The sequence below is a fragment of the Pseudomonas canadensis genome, from assembly GCF_000503215.1.
Classification (GTDB): Bacteria; Pseudomonadota; Gammaproteobacteria; order Pseudomonadales; family Pseudomonadaceae; genus Aquipseudomonas; species Aquipseudomonas canadensis.
Genome location: NZ_AYTD01000013.1, coordinates 64,853 through 87,669, shown reverse-complemented (window position 1 = coordinate 87,669; position 22,817 = coordinate 64,853). Strand labels below are relative to the sequence as shown.

Annotated in this window: 18 protein-coding genes; 12 read left to right on the top strand and 6 right to left on the bottom strand. The window is 62.4% G+C overall.

The annotated features are described in order from the left end of the window. The first annotated feature begins 114 nt into the window (after nucleotides 1-114). The 4 genes from U367_RS0109035 to U367_RS0109020 all read left to right on the top strand — a co-directional run bounded on the left by U367_RS0109035 (nucleotide 115) and on the right by U367_RS0109020 (nucleotide 4,407). Nucleotides 115-1,446: an LLM class flavin-dependent oxidoreductase gene (locus U367_RS0109035; RefSeq protein ID WP_028616662.1), complete on the top strand. Its 1,332-nt coding sequence runs from the start codon at nucleotides 115-117 to the stop codon at nucleotides 1,444-1,446. A 144-nt stretch (nucleotides 1,447-1,590) separates the two neighbouring features. Next, complete coding sequence (locus U367_RS0109030; RefSeq protein WP_028616661.1) at nucleotides 1,591-2,649, top strand: ABC transporter substrate-binding protein; 1,059 nt, start codon at nucleotides 1,591-1,593, stop codon at nucleotides 2,647-2,649. Beyond that, nucleotides 2,636-3,625 carry an ABC transporter permease gene (locus U367_RS0109025; protein WP_028616660.1) on the top strand — a complete coding sequence of 330 codons (990 nt, stop codon included), beginning with the start codon at nucleotides 2,636-2,638 and terminating at the stop codon, nucleotides 3,623-3,625. The genes U367_RS0109030 and U367_RS0109025 overlap by 14 nt, the downstream gene beginning before the upstream one ends. Beyond that, the gene (locus U367_RS0109020) at nucleotides 3,619-4,407 is read left to right on the top strand and encodes an ABC transporter ATP-binding protein (protein WP_028616659.1); all 789 of its coding nucleotides are present in this window, start codon (nucleotides 3,619-3,621) and stop codon (nucleotides 4,405-4,407) included. The genes U367_RS0109025 and U367_RS0109020 overlap by 7 nt, the downstream gene beginning before the upstream one ends. A gap of 125 nt (nucleotides 4,408-4,532) precedes the next feature. Here U367_RS0109020 and U367_RS0109015 read toward each other — a convergent pair whose 3' ends face one another. After that, nucleotides 4,533-4,919: a hypothetical protein gene (locus U367_RS0109015; protein ID WP_028616658.1), complete on the bottom strand. Its 387-nt coding sequence runs from the start codon at nucleotides 4,917-4,919 to the stop codon at nucleotides 4,533-4,535. A 146-nt stretch (nucleotides 4,920-5,065) separates the two neighbouring features. Further along, complete coding sequence (locus tag U367_RS0109010) at nucleotides 5,066-5,788, bottom strand: pirin family protein (RefSeq protein WP_028616657.1); 723 nt, start codon at nucleotides 5,786-5,788, stop codon at nucleotides 5,066-5,068. A gap of 180 nt (nucleotides 5,789-5,968) precedes the next feature. On the opposite strand from U367_RS0109010, the gene U367_RS0109005 reads away from it, so the two are divergent. Continuing rightward, nucleotides 5,969-6,919: a GlxA family transcriptional regulator gene (locus U367_RS0109005; protein WP_028616656.1), complete on the top strand. Its 951-nt coding sequence runs from the start codon at nucleotides 5,969-5,971 to the stop codon at nucleotides 6,917-6,919. Between the two features lie 149 nt (nucleotides 6,920-7,068). After that, nucleotides 7,069-8,538 carry a winged helix-turn-helix domain-containing protein gene (locus tag U367_RS0109000; RefSeq protein ID WP_028616655.1) on the top strand — a complete coding sequence of 490 codons (1,470 nt, stop codon included), beginning with the start codon at nucleotides 7,069-7,071 and terminating at the stop codon, nucleotides 8,536-8,538. Here U367_RS0109000 and U367_RS0108995 read toward each other — a convergent pair. Together U367_RS0108995 and U367_RS0108990 are read right to left on the bottom strand one after the other, a co-directional pair. Then, nucleotides 8,485-11,247, bottom strand: coding sequence for an ATP-binding protein (locus tag U367_RS0108995; RefSeq protein WP_028616654.1), 2,763 nt, complete (start codon nucleotides 11,245-11,247; stop codon nucleotides 8,485-8,487). The two genes, U367_RS0109000 and U367_RS0108995, sit on opposite strands and share 54 nt — an antisense overlap. A 58-nt stretch (nucleotides 11,248-11,305) precedes the next feature. Next, nucleotides 11,306-11,704: a helix-turn-helix domain-containing protein gene (locus U367_RS0108990; RefSeq protein ID WP_028616653.1), complete on the bottom strand. Its 399-nt coding sequence runs from the start codon at nucleotides 11,702-11,704 to the stop codon at nucleotides 11,306-11,308. Between the two features lie 205 nt (nucleotides 11,705-11,909). On the opposite strand from U367_RS0108990, the gene U367_RS0108985 reads away from it, so the two are divergent. The 5 genes from U367_RS0108985 (at nucleotide 11,910) to U367_RS0108965 (ending at nucleotide 17,896) form a co-directional block, all read left to right on the top strand. Beyond that, nucleotides 11,910-12,818 (top strand): LysR family transcriptional regulator, encoded by a 909-nt coding sequence (locus tag U367_RS0108985; RefSeq protein WP_028616652.1) that lies wholly within the window; start codon nucleotides 11,910-11,912, stop codon nucleotides 12,816-12,818. An 875-nt stretch (nucleotides 12,819-13,693) separates the two neighbouring features. Further along, nucleotides 13,694-14,284, top strand: coding sequence for an antibiotic biosynthesis monooxygenase (locus U367_RS0108980; protein WP_028616651.1), 591 nt, complete (start codon nucleotides 13,694-13,696; stop codon nucleotides 14,282-14,284). Beyond that, nucleotides 14,281-16,119, top strand: coding sequence for an amidohydrolase (locus U367_RS0108975; RefSeq protein WP_028616650.1), 1,839 nt, complete (start codon nucleotides 14,281-14,283; stop codon nucleotides 16,117-16,119). Before U367_RS0108980 ends, U367_RS0108975 begins: the two co-directional genes overlap by 4 nt. A gap of 28 nt (nucleotides 16,120-16,147) precedes the next feature. After that, nucleotides 16,148-16,765 carry an isochorismate family cysteine hydrolase YcaC gene (gene ycaC / locus U367_RS0108970; RefSeq protein WP_028616649.1) on the top strand — a complete coding sequence of 206 codons (618 nt, stop codon included), beginning with the start codon at nucleotides 16,148-16,150 and terminating at the stop codon, nucleotides 16,763-16,765. 249 nt (nucleotides 16,766-17,014) lie between these two features. Then, a complete protein-coding gene (locus U367_RS0108965) occupies nucleotides 17,015-17,896 on the top strand; it encodes a LysR family transcriptional regulator (RefSeq protein ID WP_028616648.1) in 882 nt (293 codons plus the stop codon). Here U367_RS0108965 and U367_RS0108960 read toward each other — a convergent pair. Together U367_RS0108960 and U367_RS0108955 are read right to left on the bottom strand one after the other, a co-directional pair. Beyond that, nucleotides 17,883-18,920 carry an AraC family transcriptional regulator gene (locus tag U367_RS0108960; protein WP_028616647.1) on the bottom strand — a complete coding sequence of 346 codons (1,038 nt, stop codon included), beginning with the start codon at nucleotides 18,918-18,920 and terminating at the stop codon, nucleotides 17,883-17,885. The two genes, U367_RS0108965 and U367_RS0108960, sit on opposite strands and share 14 nt — an antisense overlap. Nucleotide 18,921: 1 nt before the next feature. Then, the gene (locus U367_RS0108955) at nucleotides 18,922-19,836 is read right to left on the bottom strand and encodes a GGDEF domain-containing protein (RefSeq protein ID WP_028616646.1); all 915 of its coding nucleotides are present in this window, start codon (nucleotides 19,834-19,836) and stop codon (nucleotides 18,922-18,924) included. Nucleotides 19,837-20,225: 389 nt separating this feature from the next. On the opposite strand from U367_RS0108955, the gene U367_RS0108950 reads away from it, so the two are divergent. Further along, nucleotides 20,226-22,739 (top strand): TonB-dependent receptor, encoded by a 2,514-nt coding sequence (locus U367_RS0108950; protein WP_028616645.1) that lies wholly within the window; start codon nucleotides 20,226-20,228, stop codon nucleotides 22,737-22,739. Nucleotides 22,740-22,817 lie beyond the last annotated feature (78 nt).

The window sequence follows — 22,817 nt, the reverse complement described above, 5'->3', positions numbered from 1 at the left end:
TAGGGCGCTTTTTTTGAGATCAAACCCATCGGTAATAACCATAGAACTATATGGTTCTTTCATAGTTGTTCGTGATTAATATAATTAAATGGAATTTTTAAGCGAAAATATTCCATGACCAAAAACCGCCAGATCCATTTATCCGCGTTCCTGTTGAGTGGGCCGGTGGTGCACAGCCACGCCGTGTGGCGTCATCCGGAGACCGTCGGCAATTACCTTGACCCCGAGTACTACGCGCGGGTGGCCAAGGTGGTGGAGGAGGGGTTGTTCGACTTCCTGTTCTTCGCCGATCGCCTGGCCGTGGGCGATCAAATGGGCGGCTCCCGCGAGTTCGCCTTGCGCTACGGTGCCCAGGACGCTACGCGGTTGGACCCGCTGCCGATTCTCTCTTACCTGGTCGGCAAGACCACCAAGCTTGGGCTCGGAGCGACCCGTTCCACCACCTATTACGAACCGGCGCACATCGCCCGTGAATTCGCCACCCTCGACCACCTGTCCAAGGGCCGTGCAGCCTGGAATATCGTCACCTCGATGAACGACAGCGAAGGGCGTCTGTTCGGCAAGGACAAGCACTTGGAACACGATCTGCGCTATGACCGCGCCGATGAGTTTGTCGAAGTCGCGCTGAAGCTCTGGAACAGCTGGGGCAAGGACGCGCTGAAGCTGGACCGAGAAAGCGGCGTGCTGGCGGACCCCGAGTTGATCCGTTCGGTGCAACATCAGGGTGAGTGGTTCAGGGTCGAAGGCCCGTTGAATATTCCGCGCACGCCCCAGGGGCGACCGGTGCTGATCCAGGCCGGTTCGTCCGGGCGGGGCCGGCGCTTTGGCGCGCGGTGGGCCGAGGCGATTTTCACCATTCACCCGCATTTGGCGGCCATGCGTGCGTTTCGCGATGACGTGCGTGCGCAGGTGGTGCAGCAAGGCCGTGAGGCTGACAGCTGCAAGGTGCTGACGGCGGTGATGCCGTTCATTGGCGCGAGCGAAGCTGAAGCTCGCGCCAAACGTGATCAGCACAACGCCCTGGCTCGGCCTGAGTTGGGGCTGGTGACCCTGGCGTCGCAGCTGAATGTGGACCTGTCGCCATTCCCGCTGTCCGCGACCCTGGCCGAGATCGCCCAGTCGCCACTGATCCACCCGGCCGCCGCTGAAAAGCTGTTGATGCAAGGCCCGCAAACCACCCTGGAACAACTCGGGCGCCTCTTCGCCAGCAGCGTGCGCGTACCGCAGTTGGTGGGGACGGGCGCGCAGGTGGCCGATCAGTTGGCCGAGCTGTTTGAGCAGGGCGGTTGCGATGGGTTCGTGGTTTCACCGGGGTATCTGCCGGGCTCGTTCACCGAGTTTGTCGAGAGCGTGATTCCGCATTTGCAGCGCAAGGGGTTGTTTCGCACGGCGTATGAAGGCTCGACGTTGCGTGAGCACCTCGGCCTCGCCGATCTCAACCCCTGAACTCGGTCCCTGTAGGAGCTGGCTTGCCAGCGATAGCGGTGTATCAGTCAGCCGTGATGTCGACTGGCCCGATGTTATCGCCGGCAAGCCGGCTCCTACAGGTGCCACACCGTCCAGAACACTCATTTATAGGGAATATTGTGTATGGCTGACTTCGATCACTTAACCCGCCGCCGCCTGCTGGGGCTGGCCGGTATTACGCTGGCCAGCCTGTCGCTGCCACGCCTGGGCTTCGCCGCCGATGAACACGCCGGCCATAACACTTCACAGGAACCTGCTGGCACCGGTGAATTCATCCGCCTCGACGCTCCGCGCAAGCTGAAGCTGGCAGTCAACCTCAACGCCGTATGCCTGGCGCCAGTGGTGATCGCCCACGGCCAAGGCTTTTTCACCAAGCACAATCTGGACGTGGAACTGGTCAACTTCGGCAACTCAACCGAAGTACTGCTGGAGGCCATCGCCACCGGTAAAGCCGACGCGGGCGTGGGCATGGCGCTGCGTTGGCTCAAGGCGCTGGAGCAAGGGTTCGATGTGAAACTCACTGCGGGCACTCACGGCGGCTGCCTGCGTTTGCTCAGTGCGGTGAATGGCGGCGTGACCCAACTCGAAGACCTCAAGGGCAAGGCTATCGGCGTGACCGACATGGCCAGTCCGGACCGCAATTTCTTCTCGATCCTGCTGAAGAAACACGGCGTGGACCCGGTGCGCGACGTGGAATGGCGGCTGTACCCGGCCGACCTGCTCGGCACGGCCCTCGAGCGTGGCGAAGTGCAGGCGGTGAGTGGCAGTGACCCGTTCATGTACCGCCTGATCAAATCCGGCGTGGCCCGCGAACTGTCCACCAACCTGGTGGAAGAGTACGCCAACCTCAGCTGCTGCGTGGTCGGCGTCACCGGCAAACTGGTGCGCGAAGACAAACGCGTGGTCGCGGCCTTGACCCAAGCGATTCTGGAAGCCCACAACTATTCCGTGCAGCACCCCGAAGAAGTTGCCAAAGGCTTCCAGGCCCATGCGCTGAATACTTCGGTAGAAGAAGTGCAGGCGATCCTCCACGACCACACCCACGGCCATCACGCGGTGGGCGCGGCGCTGACCCAGGAAATCCTCACCTACGTCACCGACTTGAAAACCGTCGAAGTGATCAGCAAGAGCACCGACCCGGTGGAGTTTGCCAAGGAGATCACCGCCGATGTCTTCAGTTGATGCGGCAACCCTGAACCCGTCCCTGGCGTTCAAAGTCTGGTGGCAGGGCGTGGCGGTGGTGGGGGCCTGGCTGGCCGTCGCGCTGCTGATCAGCTACTGGCCCAACGCGACGCGCAACTGGCCGATGACCCAAGGCCTGGCCAATCTGTGCGTGGGCATCGCGGCGCTGTTCATCGTATTGAGCCTGCTGGGGCGCAAGATAGCGAGGTTGGGCCTGCGCCTGCGCAACGCGGGTCCCTGGCTGATCGCCTTGCCGGTGCTGCTGGGTATCTGGGAACTACTCACCGCCAAACTGGCGCTGTTGCCGGTGCCGTTTTTTGCGCCGCCCCAGGCCTTGCTGGCCGTGTATATCGAAGACTACCCACGCCTGGCCGACAGCCTGTGGCACTCGGCGTTGCTGCTGGGTTCGGGCGTGGCGCTGGGCGCGATCACCGGGTTTATCGCGGGGGTGGCGATCGGATGGTCCACGCGCATCGGCTACTGGTTGCACCCGGTGTTGCGCATTCTCGGTCCGGTGCCGTCGACGGCGTTGTTGCCGCTGTGCTTCTTTCTGTTTCCGAGCAGTTGGAGCGCCAGCGTATTTTTGATCGCACTGGCCACCTGGTTTCCGGTCACGGTGCTTACCTGGTCCGGCGTGGCGAGTGTAGACAAAGCCTATTACGACGTGGCCCGCACCCTCGGCGCCAAGCAAGCTTTTCTGATTTTCAAGGTGGCGATTCCCGCCGCGTTGCCGCATGTATTTGTCGGCCTTTTCATGGGCCTGGGCGCCTCGTTTTCGACGCTGGTGGTGGCGGAGATGATGGGCGTCAAATCCGGTATCGGGTGGTACCTGCAATGGGCCCAGGGCTGGGCCGCCTACGCGAATATGTACGCCGCCTTGCTAATCATGGCGCTCGCTTGTTCAGGGTTGATCACCGGGTTGTTCCTGGTGCGTGACCGGTTGTTGGCCTGGCAGAAAGGATCGATGAAATGGTAGCCCTGGCACACGCAGTATCGGCGTCGGAAGGTTTGGCGCTGAGCATAGAAAACCTGAGCCATGGCTTTGCCCTGGACGGCCTGCATCTGCCGGTATTGGAGCGGGTTTCGTTGGCTGTGGCGCCAGGCGAATTCGTGGCCTTGCTCGGGCCTTCGGGATGCGGCAAGTCGACCTTGCTGCGCTTGGTGGCCGGCCTGGAACCGGCGGACTCCGGCCGTTTGCTGGCGGACGGTGAAGCCATCACCGGCCCGGACCCGAGCCGCGTGGTGGTGTTCCAGGACCCGACGCTCTACCCATGGCGCCGCGTGTGGGACAACGTCGCCGTCGGCCTGGAAGCGCAGGGGCTACTCAAGACTCATTCGGCCAAGGTCGACGAAGCCCTGGAAAAAGTCGGTCTCAGTCAGTTCGCTCGCGCTTATCCACGGCAGTTGTCCGGTGGCATGGCGCAACGGGTGGCGCTGGCCCGCGCACTGGTCAATCAACCACGCCTGCTGATCCTCGACGAGCCGTTGGGCAAACTCGACTCCCTGACCCGTATCACCATGCAAAAGGAACTGATCGACTTGTGGCAGCGCCAGGGCTATACGGCCTTGCTGGTGACCCACGATGTGGAAGAAGCCTTGCTGTTGGCCAACCGGGTGGTGGTGTTCAGCGATCGTCCGGCGAACATCCTGGCGCAACTGACGATTGACCGGCCGTACCCCCGACACCGGGACGATCCTTATCTGGTGGACTTGCGACGCCAGATTCTGGGCCTGCTGGGGCTGGGAGAAAGTTGGTAGCCAGATACGTTCATGTGCCGGCGTTTGCCTACCCGGCTTGGTTCATCGGCGTAGCCGCACTTCATCGAGGGCGAAAAAAAACCGGCTGATCAGGCCGGTTTGGGGTTCCCGCCAGCAGTGCGGGATTAAACGTTGTTGCCTTGCAGGCGATCAGCACCACCTTCGGCCAGACCACGTTCTTGCAAGCGATCAGCACCGCCTTCGGCCAGACCACGTTCTTGCAGGCGATCAGCACCGCCTTCGGCCAGACCACGTTCTTGCAGGCGATCAGCACCGCCTTCAGCCAGGCCACGTTCTTGCAGGCGATCAGCGCCACCTTCGGCAACACGGCGTTCCAGCAGGCGGTCCGAACCATTTTCGGCAACGCGGTTACCTTGCAGGCGGTCCGAGCCACCCTCTGCGACGCGACTTTCGATCAGGCGATCCGAACCGCCTTCAGCGACGACAGGATGGGCAAAAGCATTTGCAGCGAGTACCGAGAAAGCGAGGCTAAGCAAGATTTGGCGTTTCATGAGAGTGTGCTCCGAGTGTTTTAGTTTGGGTTGTTGCTGGTATGGGTTTGATGTTACGCGTTGCATTTTTTAAGAGAACTTCATTGGGCTGATGGTGACTATCGACGCCAGCGATGGCTCGTTCCGACGAGCCATCGCACGCCTGGTCATGGCATCTGCGGCAGCTCTTGCGGGCGCAGATCGAACACCAGCACTTCGGCGTCCTCACCATGGCCCAGGCGGATCTGCCGTTCATCCCGCACGCGGGCGCCGTCGCCTTCCTGCAAGCGCTGGCCGTTGACTTCAACGCTGCCTCGGGCCACATGGATGTACACATGACGATCCGGCGCCAGGTCCAGGGTGGCGGCTTCGTCGCCGCTGAACAGCCCGGCATACACCCGTGCGTCCTGGCGCACGCTGAGGGAACCGTCGTTGCCGTCCGGCGAGATGATCAACTGCAAGCGCCCACGTTTCTGCGCCTCGCTGAAGTGCTCCTGTTGATAACGCGGTTCGGCGCCGGCTTCATTCGGCACGATCCAGATCTGCAGGAAGTGCACGCCACGGGTCTGGCTGTGGTTGAACTCGCTGTGGGCCACGCCGCTGCCGGCGCTCATCAGTTGCACATCGCCGGGGCGGATCACCGAACCGGTGCCCAGGGTGTCTTTGTGTTCCAGCGCGCCTTCCAGCACATAAGAGAAAATCTCCATGTCGCGGTGCGGGTGTTGGCCGAAACCTTTGCCGGCCGCGACGCGGTCATCGTTGATCACCAGCAGGTCGGAAAAGCCTTGTTCTTTCGGGTTCCAGTAGTTGGCGAACGAGAAGGTGTGGAACGACTTCAACCAACCGTGATTGGCGGCGCCGCGTTCGGAAGCTTTGCGAAGGGTCAGCATGGTCTTGTCCTCAAGTGGGAGCGGGCTGCGGCATGCAGGGCTCCGGCGTTGAGAAGAAGGTTAATAGTTAATGAATGATTCATTAAGAAGCTGAAATCTGAATAACTGTCGCCTTCAAGTTGACAGTTCTGAACGTGCAATAATGGCGGCCGCATTCCTTCTCGATGGACTTTTCTCGCTATGAAAACCGTGGCCATGGCGCTATTTCCGGACTTCCTCCTGCTCGACATGGCCGGGCCGCTCGAAGTGTTTTCCATTGCCAACCGCTACCTGCCAGCGGCGGATCACTATCAGATCCTTACCCTCGGCACGGAGCCCGGCGCGTTGCGCGCCTCCAATGGTGTCGCGGTACACACCGACTTGCTGTTGGACCAGGCCCAGGATGCCTACGACCTGCTGCTGGTGCCCGGCGGTCCTGGTGCCTACAACGAATGCCATCCCGCCTTACTGCCGTGGCTCAGGGCGGCAGCGCCACGGGCGCGTCGCTTCGGCTCCATTTGCACCGGCGCCTTTGTGCTGGGGCATGCCGGGTTGTTGGACGGCCATCGCGTGACCACTCACTGGCACTACACGGAGCGGCTGATCAAGGCGTTCCCCAAGGCTGTTGTGGAAACCGACCGTATCTATTTGCAGGACGGGCGCCTGATCACCTCGGGTGGCGTCACCGCCGGTATCGACCTGGCGCTGTCGGTAGTGGCCCAGGACCACGGCAAGCATGTCGCCGTGGAAGTGGCCAAGGTGTTGCTGGTGGTGATGAAACGCCAGGGCGGCCAGGCCCAATTCAGTCCGATGACGGCGGCGGTGGCGCCTCAGGAAACGGCGATCACCCGCGTGCAGAAGCATGTGCTGGAGCATCTTGATCAACCGTTCACTATCGAGTCCATGTCCGAACTGGCCGGCATGAGCGCGCGCCACTTTGCGCGGTTGTTTGCCAAGGATGTGCAGATGACGCCCATGGCATTCCTGCAGGGCGCGCGCATCGACCGCGCCCGGCAATTGCTGGAAACCACCGACTTGCCGCTCAAGACCGTGGCTTTCCACGCGGGCTTCGGCAGCGTGCGGCACATGCGCTTTCTGTTCAGCGAAAAACTGGGCCTCAACCCGACCCAATACCGACAACAGTTCAGTTAACGACAGAATGTCCGTCTGGCGCACCCGAATGTCCGTATCACTCCCTGTGCCAGCATTGTCCTGTCATCGCCAACTGGCAAGATAGCGGCAAGCCCACGGAAAAGGATGCGCGAACGCCCAAGGCCGGGTGTTTCAGCGCTTTTGCACAGATGAACAATCCTCAGGCGATTGACGCTGATGGCACGGTGCGCTTCGGCGCCTATGTCTTTCACCGGCAACAGCGTCTGGTCAGCAAGGCAGGCTGGCCGGTGCCTCTGGGCGGGCGGGCGCTGGATATCCTCACGGTGCTGCTTGAAGCGCCTGGGCAGTACATCAGCAAGGCCACCTTGATCGAGCGCGTGTGGCCGAACAGCGTGGTGGAAGAAAACAACCTGCGGGTGCACATCGCTGCATTGCGTCGCGCCCTTGATGGGCAGCGTTTCATTCTCAACGACCCACAGCGTGGCTACTGTTTCGCCGCCCCCGTGCACGGGGTTGTGCCGGCCACGTTACCCCTGCATAACCTCGCCGCACGCCTGAGTCCGGTGATGGGCTGTGATGAGCTGTTGGGCGTGCTGGTGAGACGCCTGTCCGGCCAACGCCTGATGACGCTCACCGGGTGTGCCGGCGTGGGCAAGAGCAGCCTGGCCCTGGCGTTGGCTGAGCGGGTGTTGCCGCGTTACCGGGACGGCGTGTGGTGGGTCGATTTGGCCACGGTGGAAGCGCCGATGAGCATGCTGCGTCACCTGGCTTCGGTACTGCACCTTGAACCCTGCGCCAATGCCGCTGAACTGGGGCGGCAATTGGCGGCCCGCCAGTTGTTGCTGGTGCTCGACGGTGCCGACCTGCTACTCGGTGCCTGCCGTCACCTGGTGCACGTGCTACGCGAAGCGGCGCCTCAGGTCAGTGTGCTGGTCAGCAGTCGTGAAGCCCTGCAAGTCTCCGGGGAATGGGTGCAACGCGTGCCTCGGCTGTCGGTGCCTGCGCCATCGGCGTTAAGCCGTGTCGAAGAAGCGATGGCTTACCCGGCGGTGCAAGTGTTCGTCGCCCGAGTACGTGCTGCTCAGCAAGGCTTTGTGCTGCGACCCCAGGACTTGGCCCCGCTGCGTGACATCTGTCGACGCCTGGATGGCATTCCCCTGGCCCTGGAGCTGGCGGCCGCTCAAGTGGACGCCCTTGGCGTGCGTGGATTGCAGCAGCAACTGTGCAAAGGCGTGCATGTGCTGAGCCGGGGCCGGCGCACGGCGGTGGAACGTCATCAATCCCTGAACGCGGCCCTGGACTGGAGCTACCAGCGCCTGAGCCTGCCGGAGCGCTGGCTGTTCCTGCAATTGGGGTTGTTCAAGATGGCGGTCACCTTGCCCGCCTTGAGTGAACTGGTCGCTGGTACCGAGCTGGAACATGCCGACTTGGCCTACCTGCTGGGGCGTCTGGTGAGTACTTCGTTGCTGACCCTCGAACCCGGCCCCGGCAATGCCCGTTACCGCCTGCTCAACTGCGTGCGCAGCTATGCACTCGCGCAGTTACGCGACCCGATGCAGGTCGCGCGCTTGCAGCAGGGCTATGAGCATTACCTGGGGCCGTTTTCAGGCCGGCCGCTTGTCCTGCAACTCGTCGAGCAGGCCGCGTACGCGGACTAGGTCCTGGGTGGCAAAGCCCTCCGTGAACCGCGTGTAGACCGAACTCAGCAGATCGCGGGCCGGCTGCACGCGGCCTTGCGCCTGCCACAGCCGTGCCAACGACGTCGCACAGCGCAACTCCCAGGCCAGCGCGCCTTGCTGGTGAGCCAGGCCCAAAGCTTCCAGCAGCAGCGCTTCGGCCGCACGGGCATCGGTCGTGCTTTCTGCGTGTATCCGCAGGATCTCCGGGGTGCACCAACCCGCGTCGCCCGCGCGGGCGCGTTCGAACCCAGGCTCGTCCAGTGCATGGGAACCCAGCGTGACCAGGATATCCTCAATCAACCCCAGGCCTTGCAGGTCCTTGCGCCCAAGGATTCCCGCGTAGTGACCTGCCCACGTCTTGAACAACTGCACCGAATGCTTGTGGGCATGTTCCAACAGCAGTGCCTGTAGGGTCTGGGCGGTGTCTTCGTCACCGTTGTAACGGGCGATGACCACGCCTGCCAACGCCAGGGTGTAGCAGATGGAGGTGCCATGATTGATCTGCTGCGCCAGTTCCAACGCCTGGTTGGCGGTGCGCCAGGCTTGCTCGGGAAAGCCTTGCAACCACAGGATTCGCGCCAGCACCGTGAGTGAGGCAACGCTCTGGTCGTATTGCACACCGATGCCGTGGGCAAATCGGTTGACGTGGCCGCTGTGCGCCATGCGTTGGATCACTTGCTCGGCATTGTGCCGGGCGAGTGCCTGGTTGCCGTTGTAATGCTGGGCCAGCACCCGCAGACGCTGGGCGCTGATATCCAGTTGCGGGTCGGTGCGTGGGTCGAGGCGATCAAACTGCACGCTTTGCGCCAGCGCCTGACGATACTGGCCTGCACACAGGTTCACCGCCATATGCCCGGAGACCGCGCGCAGTTGCCCCGCGACGTCCTCGTGCGCTTCGGCCAGGTGCCGCGCACGGACGAACGCGGCAATGGTCTGCGGGGCCCCGCCCATGGCGTGATAGGACAGGCTGCCCAGCGCCAGTTGCAGTTGCATCGACAAGCGGGGGCAGGGCGATGCGGCCTGGTCCATCAACGCCAGCGCCTTGTCCACGTACAAACGGTGTTCCCTGAGCAACGACAATTCTTGCCACAGCGGCATTGCGCTGACGGTCAAGCGGATCGCCAGCAGGTGTTCGCCCGCCTGCGCGAGCCCCCAGTCGAGGGCAGCGCGGATATCTTCACGCAGCGGCGCGTAACGGTCGATCCAGGGTTGGGTGGCGACCGAATCCCAATCGTCGCGCGCCTGTTCCATCAGCGCCAGGCACCGCTCTGCATGGCGTTCGCGGGTGGCGTCAAGCTCTTGGGCGACGCTGAGCTTTTCCAGGGCGTAGGTACGGGTGATGTCCAGCAGGCGATACACCATCTCATCATCACCGGCCTCGACGTTAAGCAAGGATTTGGCGACTAGTTGAGTGATTGAGCCCAGCACTTCGGCGGGTGCTACCTGTTCCCCGGCAATCACCGCCGCCGCACTGGCCAGGCTGAAACCGCCGCGAAACACCGCCAGGCGACGCAGGCAGATCTGTTCGCAGGCGGTCAGCAGCTCAAAGCTCCAGTCCAGCGTCGCGCGCAAGGTTTGATGACGAGGCAGGGCGTTGCGCCGGCCACGGGTCAGCAGGCGGAAATTGTCCTCCATCTGCACCAATAGCCCTGGCAAGCCAAAGCGCTCGATCTGCGCCGCCACCAACTCGATCGCCAACGGAATGCCGTCCAGGCGCTGGCAGATATCAATCGCCAGCGGCAGCTCTGCCTCGCTCAGCTCGAAGCTGTCCTGATGGGACATGGCTCGCTCGATCAACAATTGCAGTGCCGGGTAGCCCAACGCTTGGGCGCGATTGCCGGTGACGGGCGGGCAGGCCAGGGGTTCCAGGCGCTGCACGGATTCGCCTTCGGCGCGCAATGCCTCGCGACTGGTGGCCAGGATGTGCAGCCTGGGCGCATGGCGCAGCAGGGTTTCGCTGATCAGGGCGATGTCGTCGAGCAGGTGCTCACAGTTGTCGATCACCAGCAGCAACTGGCGTTCCTGCAGGCTGCGCGCAAAGGTCGCCAAGGGTTCGTGCTCGGCATGAGTGACGTCGAGCAGGGCAGCCAGGTTGGGCAGGATCATCGATGGCGCGCTCAACGGCGCCAGGTCGAACAGCCGGATGCCGTCGCGGTAATGCCCGATCAACAATTCCGCCACCCGCAGCGCGACAGTGGTCTTGCCGATGCCGCCGGCGCCGGTCAGGGTGATAAAGCGTTGTTCCGGCAGTTGCTGCACCAGGCTGTCGATCAAGGCCTGGCGGCCGATCATCCGGGTACGCCGCAACGGCAGGTTGTGGCAGGGGCGTTGTGGGGCACCTTCGGAAGGCGGTGTCATCGGTTCGATGCTCAGTGGCGCAACAAAACTGTAGCCACGCTGGGCCACGGTCACGATATAGCGCTGCCCGGCCTGGCCATCGCCCAGAGCCTTGCGCAACGCCGCCATATGCACCCGCAGGTTGCCATCTTCCACCACGCTTTTGGGCCAGACGCGGGCGATCAACTCCTGTTTGCTCACCACATTGCCGGCCTGCTCCAGCAGGATCAGCAGGATCTCCACCGCACGCCGTCCCAGGCGCAAAGGGCGACCCGCCTCGAGCACCAAGCGTTGGCGCGGGTGGATGCGATAGGGGCCGAAATGTACGGCCTGGTCGCCGGGGTCGCTCATGGCTGGCCGTGCTCGGAAAGGGGGGAGCGGCCAGCATATTCCAGGTACGCACCGACCACTAGGCTGCGATGACTTGAAGCTTGTGACGTAAGTGGTGATTTCGCCAGGTCATCGGGTTGACGCCTTCGCTGCGGGTGAACATATGGCAGAAGTGCGCCTGGTCGCAAAAACCGCATTCCAGGCTGATTTGCGTCAGGCTCAGGGACGAGCTGGTGATCAGCTCCTTGGCGCGCTGGATGCGCTGTTGGCGGATCCACTCCTGCGGTGACAACCCGGTGGTGCACTTGAACGCCCGGGAAAAATGGCTGCGCGACAGCGCGCAGGCCTGGGCCAGGTCGGCAATGGCCAGGCTCTCGCCCAGATTGGCCAGGATCAGTTGCTTGGCGATGCGCTCGCGCCGAGGGCACAGGCCTCCGGTGGCGGACAAACGAGGTGCATATTGATCGAATCGGGCCATGACAAATATCCGCAGTCGATGGGAGCGTTCCCGGTGGATGGATGCAGTGTAGACGCGGTCAATCTTGTTGCCGGACCGTCCGGCTGACGAGTTAATCGTTGTTAATTTCGCCAGGTGCCGAGGTGAAAAAGACAGCACAGACATGCAATGCCGGTCGGGTTTTGCATGCTTATCTGTGCGCTTGCCAACCGTTTGGATGCTTCCCATGAACCGCAACGACCTGCGCCGCGTCGACATGAACCTGCTGGTGATTTTCGAAGCACTGATGTTCGAGAAGAACCTGACCCGGGTCGCCGAAAAACTCTTCATGGGCCAACCGGCGGTGAGTGCGGCGTTGGGGCGTCTGCGCGACCTGTTCGACGACCCGTTGCTGCTGCGCAACGGGCGGGGCATGGAGCCCACGCCACGTGCCGTGGCGATACTCAAGGAGTTGCAACCGGCCATGGACACCATCTCCGGAGCGGTCAGCCGTGCCAAGGATTTCGACCCTTCCACCAGTTGTGCGGTGTTTCGCATTGGCCTCTCTGATGACGCTGAGTTTGGCCTGTTTCCGCCGTTGCTCAGTCAATTGCGCGAGGAGGCGCCGGGGATCATCGTGGTGGTGCGTCGGGCCAATTACCTGTTGATGTCGTCGTTGCTGGCCAGTGGCGAGATTTCGGTGGGGGTGAGTTACACCACTGAATTGCCGGCGAATGCCAAGCGCAAGAAGCTGCGGGATATTCCGTGCAAGGTCTTGCGTGGGGATGGTGGTGTCGAGCCGCTTACGCTGGATGATTACTGTGAACGCCCTCATGCAATGGTGTCGTTCTCGGGGGACTTGAGTGGCAATATCGATCTGGATTTGGCGCGGATCGGCCGGGCGCGGCGGGTGGTGTTGGCGGTGCCGCAGTTCAGTGGGTTGCGGGCATTGTTGGCGGGGACGCAGATAATTGCGACGGTGCCGGATTATGCGGCGTGTGCGTTGACCGAGGGGACGTCGTTACGCGCGGAGGATCCGCCGTTTGCGATTGAGGAGGCGCAGTTGTCGATGGTGTGGAGTGGGGTGCATGACAATGATCCGGCGGAGCGGTGGTTACGGGCACGGATTGGGGAGCATATGGCTCGGGGGGCGTGAATGAGTACATATCCGTTGTTTGGGTAACGGCTGGTATTGGTTCCGCCCTTACGGCGGGTCACTTTTGGAAAAGAGCCCCAAAAGTAACCAAAAGGGCTCTTGCCCCAACACTCGGCACCTCGCTTAGGCTCGGTGTACCCTCACTCCGGCTTGAATCCGTGGGCCGCCGCGATGGGCCATCCTTGGCCCAGCGCGGCTAACCCGGCGTCCTGCCGGGTTAGCCACGGATTCAAGCCTGCGTTCGGCCAGCGTGTTTGACGGGGCGCCTAAGATCAAGATCAAGAGCGACTCGCTTCGCATCGTAGATACGCGGTCCCTGTAGCAGCCGGCTTGCCGGCGAAAAACGTGAGAACGCCGCGTTCATCCAGACACCCCACGTCATCGTTAACGACCATCGCCGGCAAGCCAGCTCCTACAGTGGACTGCCTTTGCTTTTGCTTCACACCACTCAAGCCGGCTGTCAGGCCGCTGTGCTCTTGCTTTTGATGTTGATCTTAGGCGCCCCGTCAAACACGCTGGCCGGAATTCGGCAGGGATTTGGGGGGTAAACCGGCAGGGATGCCGGTTTAGCCGCCCCGCGCCATGGATGGCGCGTGGCGGCGGCCCCCCAAATCACTGTCGGATTACGGGCACACCGAGCCTAGGCGAGGTGCCGAGTGTTGGGGCGAAGCGTTTTTGGTTACTTTTGGCGCTCTTCCAAAAGTGACCCGCTGTAAGAGCGGAACCATAGGTGGCCGTTACCCAAATAACGGATATGTACCCAACCCAACCCAACCCAACCCAACCCAACCCAAACAGCACGTACATCCAATTTTCCCCACCCCAACCCCCGCAAACTCCCTCATCGCTGAAACATCAAGGCAGAGGACCACGCCATGGACCCAGCAACAAAACCAACCCCCGACGAAGTCGTCACCCTGGTGGTCAAACACCTGATCAAACCAGGCCGAGAAGCCGACTACGAAGCCTGGCTACGCCGCATCGTACGCATCGCCGGCGCACGCCCAGGCCATCTCGGTGTCGACGTGGTGCGCGGCAAGCAAGGCAGCCTGGCCCTGTTCACCTGCGTATTGCGCTACCGCTCCACCGACGACCTGGAAACCTGGCTCGAATCCCCAGAGCGCAAAACCCTGATCGCCGAAGCCACCCCCATGCTCGCCGACGGCGACAACACCGAAATCGGCGCGGTCAACGAATTCTGGTTCAACCCCGAAACCCCAAACGCCGCCAAGCCACCGCGCTGGAAGCAGGCGGTCGTCACCCTTTGCGTGATCCTGCCGCTGACCCTGCTGGTGCCGATCATCTGGGGCCCGGTGCTGCGCCTGCATCCGTTCCTCTCCAACTACGTGGTCGCCACTTTCCTGGTCACCCTGACCATCGTCCTGCTGGTGGTCTACCTGCTGATGCCGGCGGCCACCCGCCTGTTCGCTCCCTGGCTCGAAGCCTCCGTAAAGGAAACCCTATGAACGCCGACCTGATTCTGTTCAATGGCCAGTTCCACACTGTGGACCGTGAAAACCCCCGCGCCACGGCCGTCGCCATCCACCAGGGACGCTTCGTCGCCGTGGGTACCGACGGTGAAGCCATGGCCCTGCGCGGCAATGGCACCCAGGTCATCGACCTCAAGGGCCGCACCGTGATCCCCGGCCTCAACGACTCGCACTTGCACCTGATCCGTGGCGGTCTGAACTACAACCTGGAACTGCGCTGGGAAGGCGTGCCGTCACTGGCCGATGCCTTGCGCATGCTCAAGGACCAGGCCGACCGCACACCGACGCCGCAATGGGTCCGCGTGGTCGGCGGCTGGAACGAATTCCAGTTCGCCGAAAAGCGCATGCCGACCCTGGAAGAACTCAACCAGGCCGCACCGGATACGCCTGTATTTGTGTTGCACCTGTACGACCGCGCCTTACTCAACCGCGCCGCCCTGCGTGTGGCCGGCTACACCAAGGACACGCCGAACCCGCCGGGCGGCGAGATCGTGCGTGACAGCAACGGCAACCCCACCGGTATGCTGGTAGCGCGACCCAACGCGATGATCTTGTATTCGACCCTGGCCAAGGGCCCGAAACTGCCGCTGGAATACCAGGTCAACTCGACCCGCCAGTTCATGCGTGAACTCAATCGCCTAGGCCTCACCAGCGCCATTGATGCCGGCGGTGGTTTCCAGAACTACCCAGATGACTACGCGGTGATCGAGCAGTTGGCCAAGGACGAACAGTTGACGGTGCGCATCGCCTACAACCTGTTCACCCAGAAGCCCAAGGAAGAACTCAGCGATTTCAAGAACTGGACTGGCAGCGTCACCCTGCACCAGGGCGATGACTACCTGCGCCACAACGGCGCCGGCGAGATGCTGGTGTTTTCGGCGGCCGACTTCGAAGACTTCCTTGAGCCGCGCCCGGACCTGCCGTTGACCATGGAGCAGGAGTTGGAACCGGTGGTGCGTCACTTGGTGGAGCAACGCTGGCCGTTCCGTTTACACGCGACCTATGACGAATCCATCTCGCGCATGCTCGACGTGTTCGAAAAGGTCAATCGCGACATTCCGTTCAACGGCCTGCCGTGGTTTTTCGACCACGCTGAAACCATCACGCCGAAAAACATCGAACGAGTGCGGGCGCTCGGTGGTGGTATCGCGATCCAGGACCGCATGGCGTTCCAGGGCGAGTACTTCGTTGAGCGTTACGGCGCCAAGGCGGCCGAAGCCACGCCACCGATCAAGCGCATGCTCGCCGAAGGCGTGCCGGTCGGCGCGGGCACTGACGCTACGCGGGTGTCGAGCTACAACCCTTGGACCTCGCTGTACTGGATGGTCAGCGGTCGCACCGTTGGCGGCCTGGAGCTGCACGCCGAAGGCCTGCCGCGCCTGACGGCGCTGGAACTGTTCACCCATGGCAGCGCCTGGTTCTCGTCCGAGCAAGGCAAGAAGGGCCAGATCAAGGTTGGCCAACTGGCGGACGTCGCGGCGCTGTCGGCGGACTTCTTCAGTGTCGACGAAGAAGCCATCAAGTGGATCGAATCGGTACTCACCGTGGTCGGCGGCAAGGTGGTCTACGGCGCCGGTGACTTCGAAGATTTCGCACCGCCCCGCGTGCCGGTGCTGCCGGACTGGTCGCCGGTGGTCAAGGTGCCGGGTCACTGGCGCCCGAGTTCGCCGTTGCAGGCTCAGGTTCACCAGTGCAGCGGCCCGTGCGGCGTGCATTCCCACAGCCATGAAAAGGCGCGGCTTTCCAGCGTGCCGGTCAGCGACTTCCAGGGATTCTGGGGTGCGTTTGGCTGCTCGTGTTTTGCTTTCTGATTTCCCATCCCCCGTAAGGAGTTGAACCATGGCTAGCCCTCGTTTGAACAAAGATGATGCTGTTGTACTGTTGGTCGACCACCAGACTGGCCTGATCTCCCTGGTACAGGATTTCTCGCCCAACGAATTCAAGAACAACGTCCTGGCCTTGGCCGATGTGGCGAAGTTCTTCAACCTGCCGACCATCCTCACCACCAGCTTCGAAAGCGGTCCCAACGGCCCACTGGTGCCCGAACTTAAGGAGCTGTTCCCGGACGCGCCGTACATTGCCCGCCCTGGCCAGATCAACGCCTGGGACAACGAAGATTTCGTGAAGGCCGTCAAGGCGACTGGCCGCAAGCAGATCATCATTGCCGGTGTGGTGACGGATGTGTGCGTCGCGTTCCCGACCTTGTGCGCCCTGGAGGAAGGCTTTGAGGTGTTCGTGGTCACTGATGCGTCGGGCACCTTCAACGAAACTGTGCAACAGGCGGCCTGGGCGCGCATGACCGCCGCCGGTGCGCAACTGGTGAACTGGTTCGCGGTTGCCTGCGAATTGCAGCGCGACTGGCGCAACGACATGGAAGGCCTGGCCAACCTGCTGTCGCCGCGCATTCCCAACTACCGCAACCTGATGAACAGCTACTCGGCGTTTACCACCAAGTAAGCTGTCCCCAAGCACCCCCCAATACCCCTGTGGGAGCCGGGCTTGTGTGGTGAGCGGGCTTGCCCCGCGCTGGAGTGCGAAGCGCTCCCAGATTGGCGACGCAAGTTTACGCGTAGCTGACTTTGGGGCCGCTACGCAGCCCGGCGCGGGGCAAGCCCGCTCACCACAGCAAGTCCGCTCCCACCTTTTGGTTTGTGGTGTGGCAATAGACAGGCTATAAACCAGCCAAATGTCCACCGAGAAGCGACAATGAACCCCTTCGAAGACATGCGTCTGTTCTGCCAGGTCATGGAATCCGGCAGTTTCACCGCAGCCGCCGAGCAACTGGGCCTGTCCAAGCAGTTCGTCAGCCGCCGCCTGATCCAGCTGGAAGACCGCCTCGGCGTGCGCCTGCTCAACCGTTCCACGCGCCGTCTGGATGTCACGCCACTCGGCCAGAGTTACTACGAATCCGCCTTGCGCCTGCTCGGTGAAGTCGAGCAAGTGGAGCAGGGTATCGCCGGGCAGAACAGCGAACCACGCGGCACCATCCGCCTCAGCGCGCCGTTGTCGTTTGCCATGGCGCACCTGGGCTGCCTGTTGCCGCTGTTCCTGCAGCGCTATCCCCAAGTGTCGGTGGAGGTTGACTTGAGCGACCGCCCCGTGGACCTGATCGGCGAAGGCTACGACCTGGTGCTGCGCATCGGCACCCTGGAGGATTCCACCTTGATTGCGCGCCGTATCGCCAGCATCCCCCGGGTGTACTGCGCCAGCCCCGACTACCTGGCCCTGCGCGGCACACCGCAAAAACCCGAAGACCTTGCTGACCACGACTGCCTGCCCTACGGCCATGGCCGCCAAGTGCAATGGCGTTTCAAAGGCAAGCTACAGGCGCTGAACGTGAGCGGGCGTATGCGCGTTAACAACGGCGATTTGCTGCGCGACACCGCCATCGCCGGCTTGGGTGTGACCTACCTGCCGACCTTTATCGTCGGCGATGCGTTGAAGGACGGCCGCCTGGTTACTCTCTTGGACGAGTTCGCGCCCGAGGCGTTGACCCTGTCGGCGGTGTACCCGCAACACCGGCAAAGCTCGCGGCCGGTCCAGGCGCTGGTGGAGTTTCTGCGCGAGCGCCTGGCTAGCGGCTGTTGAACAGTTGGCGGATCAGGTTGGGCGTGCTGCCGGTCCAGCGCTTGAATGAACGGCGAAAGTTCGCTGCGTCGTTGAAGTTCAAGTACGCCGCCACTTCGTCATTGCTGTAGCCCTTGACCTGATACAGGTGCAGCGCCACTTGCTTGCGCACACGGTCGACCTGTTGCTGAAAGCCGGTATTGTGTTTGTGCAGCTTGCGCTTGAGGGTCGCCGGGCTCATGGCGAAGGCCTGCGCGGCTTGTTCCAGGCTTGGCGGCTGGCGCACCTGCTCGCGCAGGTAGTCGTAGAGACAATCCAGAAAACTGCCGGTGAAACCCAGCTGTTCGATCTGCTCGCGGGCTTGTTGGCGCGCTACCTGGCCGGCGGTGGCCGAGGCGCCCGGCCAGGCGCGGGTGAGGTGCTCGCGCGGGATGCTCAGCATGTCCAGCGGCCGCTCGAAACGCGTGTCTTCCCCCAGGTGCACCCAATATTGCTCGACATAGCGCGGCTCGGCATGGCTGAAGCTGGCCGTCCACGGCAGGCGTTCGCCGCTGAGCCATTGGCTCATGGCAACCAGTGAGGTCATGCTGGCTTCAAGCAAGAAGCGCCAGTGTTCGCCGGCGCCGCAACTGTCGAGCCAATACAGATAGGCGTGGTGCTCATCCAGCTCCAGTTGCAGGGTGACCAGCGGGCTGAGCAACACCTGTTGCTGGATCAGGATATCCAGGGCCTGGTGCAGGTTCTGTGCATGGCCCAGCGCATGACTGGCGGCGCCGTAATAACCGGGCAACAGGCGTTGGCCAAACAGAAAACTGCTGTCGTCTGCGTCGAGCAGTTTGCGGCTGTTGCCGATCAAACCCAGGAACTGCTGCGGGCTCAGCCGCGCCGTGCCGGCCAGGATGTCTTCGTGGAACAAGCCGGTGCCGCGCAGCAGGCGGTGGCTGTCGATGTCCCGGGACAGGGCCAGGTCGATCAACGTGGCCGGTTGATAGTGCCCGGGGATGAAGCGGCTGTCGGCCTCGTACCAGCTGGTTTTAACGGCCATTTCAGGCACTTTTCGCCAGGGGTTGCTTGGCCCTGGCCAGGGCCAGGTTGAGGCGCTTGAGCAAGTCATGGGGCGGCTCGTTCAGGGCCATGACCACGGCGGTGGTCGCCGCCAGTTGCAGGCGCTCACCGTGCAGCCGGGTCTTGTGGGCCAGGCCGCGCACGGCCTGCTGCAACTCCAGCGCCAGCTCCTTGGCCTGGCGCTCGCCGGTATTGGGCAGCAGCACCACAAACCGGTCACCGGCCAGGCGGCACAGCAGGTCCTGACGGCGCAGGTTGAGCAATAACAAATGGCTGAGCGCCTGCAACACCGCATCGCCTTCGGCATGCCCGTAGGCCTGGTTGATGGCGGCGAAGTTGTCCAGGTCCAGGGCCAGCAGCGACAGCGGTTGTTGCTGCGCGTGGCTGTCTTGCAGGCTGTCGGCCAATTGGCGCTTGAGGTAGTCGGCACCGGCCAGCGGCGTGAGTTTGTCGAACAGCCGATGCTCGCGGAACAGCCGCTCGCGCTTTTCCATCTGCGCGCTGATCGCCAGTTGCTCGCGGTGCCAGTGGTAGATGCCGATGGTCAGCAGGATCATGCCCACCGGCATCGGCCCGGACTCCAGCCAGTGATCCCAGGTAATGCTGTCGGGCAGGCGGATGAACTCATCGAGGCTGTCGATCCACCAGGAGAAGAAAATGCACGACAGGCCTAACGCCAGGTAGTTGGTGACGCGCCCGGCGGGGCGACTTTTCAGCACCAGGCCCAGCCAGACCAGCGCCAACAGCGCGGAGCCGCCTTCGCCGAAGATGTCCAGCCACACCCATTCGCTGACGCTCTTCAACTCGCCACAGGCCAGGTGCAGGATCAGCCCGAGGTTGGCGGCGATCAGCAACAGGGAGAGTTTCCAGCGGTGGGGTTTGAGCACGGAAAACATGGCCGCGAGTCCTTGGGCAAAAAAGCGATGGGCGCCAGCACAGCAGATGGATGTGACGGTTGCGTGACGGTGGGGAGGGGTCGAATCAGCTCATGCCATACACACAATCTCCTGCCAAACACAAAACAAATGTGGGAGCGGGCTTGCTCGCGAATACGGTGGATCAGCCACACATGTGCTAGCTGCAATACCGCATTCGCGAGCAAGCCCGCTCCCACATTTCGATCGAGGTCATTTCAGCTCATTTGCTTGCCGGAACAAGCTAAAAACCGCGGTTTACGTGGCTTTGCGCCAACCCCTGTCACAGAACCGTCATCCCCCACCCCTAGCGTGCCCTCCCAGTTGCCGGGCCTCTTGCCTGGCGCCAACGGATTCTTGGGGAGGATTGCATGTACAAGCGCACCGGGCTCGTCGGCTTCACGCTTACTGCCTTGGCCCTGGCAATGGCCAGTGAGCGGCTTTCGGCGGCCGAAGTGGCCAACACCGAGCACGTCGAGGTGGTCGGCCAGGCGGCAGCCATTGATCAGGCGCTCAAGGAGCAACGCAGCGCCGACAGCATCAAGAGCGTGGTGCATGCCGACGGCGTGGCCCAGTTGCCGGATGAAAACGTCGCTGAGGCGGCGCAGCGCCTGCCAGGCATCAGTGTGGAGCGCGACCAGGGCGAAGGGCGCTTTGTCAGCGTGCGTGGCCTTGGCCCGGACCTTAACAGCGTGACCATCAACGGCACCCTGGTGCCGGCCCCGGAAAGCGCACGCCGCGCCGTGGCCCTCGATGTACTGCCTTCGGAGCTGGTGCAGTCGCTGTCGGTGATCAAGACCCTCACGCCGGACATGGACGCCAACTCCCTCGGCGGCACCGTTGATGTGCAGAGCCTGTCGGCCTTCGACCACAAGGGGCTGTTCTACACCGGCAGCACCGAGGCCAGCTACGACAAAAACACCCACCAGACCAGCCCGAAATTCTCCGGTGCCGCCAGTAACCGTTTCAGCCTCGGCGACGGCATCGACAACTTCGGCGTGGCCGCTGCACTCAGCTGGCAGAAGCGCGACTTCGGCTCGGACAACGTCGAAACAGGCGGCGCCTGGGACTTCACCAACGGCGCCAAACTCAATGAATTCGAGCAGCGCGACTACGACATCAGCCGAGAACGTGCCGGTGGCGGCCTCAACTTCGACTACAAGCCCGATGACCTCAGCAGCTACTACCTGCGCACCCTCTACAGCCGCTACAAAGACACTGAGACCCGCAACTCCACCAGCCTCGAATTTGCCGACCCCCAAGCGCCCGGCGAGCTGGGCGATGCCGAGGCCAAACGCAAGCTGAAGAACCGCGAAGAAACCCAGGAAATCCAGTCCTACGTATTCGGCGGCGAGCGCATGCTCGGCCTGTGGACCCTGAGCGGCCAGGCCGGCTACAGCCAATCCAGCGAAGACAGCCCGGCGCACATCGCCGGTGCCACATTTGACGGCGGCGATTTTGCCAACAGCGGCTTCTACGACAAGGACAAGCCACGCCCGATCATTGGCAGCGGCTTCTACGACGCGCGCAACTTCACCCTCGACAAGGTCGACTGGGAAAAACAGAACACCAAGGACACCGAGAAAAACCTGCGCCTGGACCTGGCCCGTGACTATGACCTGAGCGGTTATGCGTCCCTGGTGAAGTTCGGCGGCAAAGTCAGCCGTCGCAACAAGGACAACGATCTGGAGGCCTGGGTCTACAAAGACTTCGACACCCTCGGCTTTACCGACGACCAGCTCAACCTCAGCCAATTCCAGAAAGGCAACGTCGACTACCGCCTGGGCAACTACGGGCCGGGCATCAGCCCCAGCAGCATCAAGCAGTTGATCGGAGGCCTCAACGCCGCGGACTTCTATGACGAGACCGAATCCCGGGTCAACGACTTCACCATCCGTGAAGACATCAACGCCGGTTACCTGATGAACACCATCGACATCGACGACTGGCGCTTTATCGCCGGCCTGCGCTACGAGGGCACCGAATTCGAAGCCAAGGGTACCGGCGCCACGGACGGGGTGTTCACACCCACCGAAACCAAGCGCCGCTACCATCATTGGCTGCCCGGCCTACATGCGCGCTACCAGATCGACAAGAACACCCAGGTGCGCGCGGCCTGGACCAAATCCGTGGTGCGTCCGACCTTTGGCCAATTGGCGCCGGGGTTCGTGATCGACGATGACGAAGCCACCTTCGGCAACCCGGACCTCAAACCCTTGGAGTCGAGCAACCTGGACCTGGGCATCGAGCATTTCATGGGCCGTGCCGGTACGGTCTCCGCATTTGTGTTCTACAAGGACATCAAGAACTTCGTCTACAACACTGACCTGGCGGGCACTGGGGCCTGGACCAACTTTTCCGAGGCGCATACCTACGCCAACGGCGACAGCGCCAAGCTATACGGCCTGGAACTGGCCTACTCACAGAAATTCGATTGGCTGCCGGCACCGTGGAATGGCCTGCTGGTCGGTGCCAACACCACATTCAGCCGTTCCAGTGCTGACATCGAAGGCTTCGACAGCGCCAGCGGCGCGAATCGCAAGCGCAACATCAGCCTGCCCAATCAGTCGGACACCGTCGGCAACCTGATGCTCGGTTGGGAAAACGACAAGCTCAGCCTGCGCCTGTCGGCCAACTACAAGTCGGCCTACCTCTTTGAGCTGGCCTCGATCAACGACAAGGCCCACGACCTGCACGTCGACGCCCAGACCTTCGTCGATTTCAGCGCGCGCTATTCGCTGACCAAGAACCTGCAAGTCAGCTTCGAGGCCCAGAACCTCACCGATGAGTCGTACTTCGTCTACACCGGCCACCGCAGCTACAACGGCCAGTACGAGGAATACGGCCCGACCTACAAGCTGGGCCTGACCTTCACCCATTTCTAACCCCCCACGTTTCCACTGTAGGAGCGAGCTTGCTCGCGAAAAACGCCAGGGCACCGCGTGCATCCAGATAGCCCGCGT

Coding starts and splice junctions, on each gene's coding strand:
- U367_RS0108980 (WP_028616651.1), top strand. CDS start 13,694: ATGGACCCAGCAACAAAACCAACCCCCGACGAAGTCGTCACCCTGGTG.
- U367_RS0109035 (WP_028616662.1), top strand. CDS start 115: ATGACCAAAAACCGCCAGATCCATTTATCCGCGTTCCTGTTGAGTGGG.
- U367_RS0109025 (WP_028616660.1), top strand. CDS start 2,636: ATGTCTTCAGTTGATGCGGCAACCCTGAACCCGTCCCTGGCGTTCAAA.
- U367_RS0108995 (WP_028616654.1), bottom strand. CDS start 11,247: ATGAGCGACCCCGGCGACCAGGCCGTACATTTCGGCCCCTATCGCATC.
- U367_RS0109010 (WP_028616657.1), bottom strand. CDS start 5,788: ATGCTGACCCTTCGCAAAGCTTCCGAACGCGGCGCCGCCAATCACGGT.
- U367_RS0108975 (WP_028616650.1), top strand. CDS start 14,281: ATGAACGCCGACCTGATTCTGTTCAATGGCCAGTTCCACACTGTGGAC.
- U367_RS0109015 (WP_028616658.1), bottom strand. CDS start 4,919: ATGAAACGCCAAATCTTGCTTAGCCTCGCTTTCTCGGTACTCGCTGCA.
- U367_RS0108960 (WP_028616647.1), bottom strand. CDS start 18,920: ATGGCCGTTAAAACCAGCTGGTACGAGGCCGACAGCCGCTTCATCCCC.
- U367_RS0108985 (WP_028616652.1), top strand. CDS start 11,910: ATGAACCGCAACGACCTGCGCCGCGTCGACATGAACCTGCTGGTGATT.
- U367_RS0108965 (WP_028616648.1), top strand. CDS start 17,015: ATGAACCCCTTCGAAGACATGCGTCTGTTCTGCCAGGTCATGGAATCC.
- U367_RS0109030 (WP_028616661.1), top strand. CDS start 1,591: ATGGCTGACTTCGATCACTTAACCCGCCGCCGCCTGCTGGGGCTGGCC.
- U367_RS0109020 (WP_028616659.1), top strand. CDS start 3,619: ATGGTAGCCCTGGCACACGCAGTATCGGCGTCGGAAGGTTTGGCGCTG.
- U367_RS0108955 (WP_028616646.1), bottom strand. CDS start 19,836: ATGTTTTCCGTGCTCAAACCCCACCGCTGGAAACTCTCCCTGTTGCTG.
- ycaC (WP_028616649.1), top strand. CDS start 16,148: ATGGCTAGCCCTCGTTTGAACAAAGATGATGCTGTTGTACTGTTGGTC.
- U367_RS0109000 (WP_028616655.1), top strand. CDS start 7,069: ATGAACAATCCTCAGGCGATTGACGCTGATGGCACGGTGCGCTTCGGC.
- U367_RS0109005 (WP_028616656.1), top strand. CDS start 5,969: ATGAAAACCGTGGCCATGGCGCTATTTCCGGACTTCCTCCTGCTCGAC.
- U367_RS0108950 (WP_028616645.1), top strand. CDS start 20,226: ATGTACAAGCGCACCGGGCTCGTCGGCTTCACGCTTACTGCCTTGGCC.
- U367_RS0108990 (WP_028616653.1), bottom strand. CDS start 11,704: ATGGCCCGATTCGATCAATATGCACCTCGTTTGTCCGCCACCGGAGGC.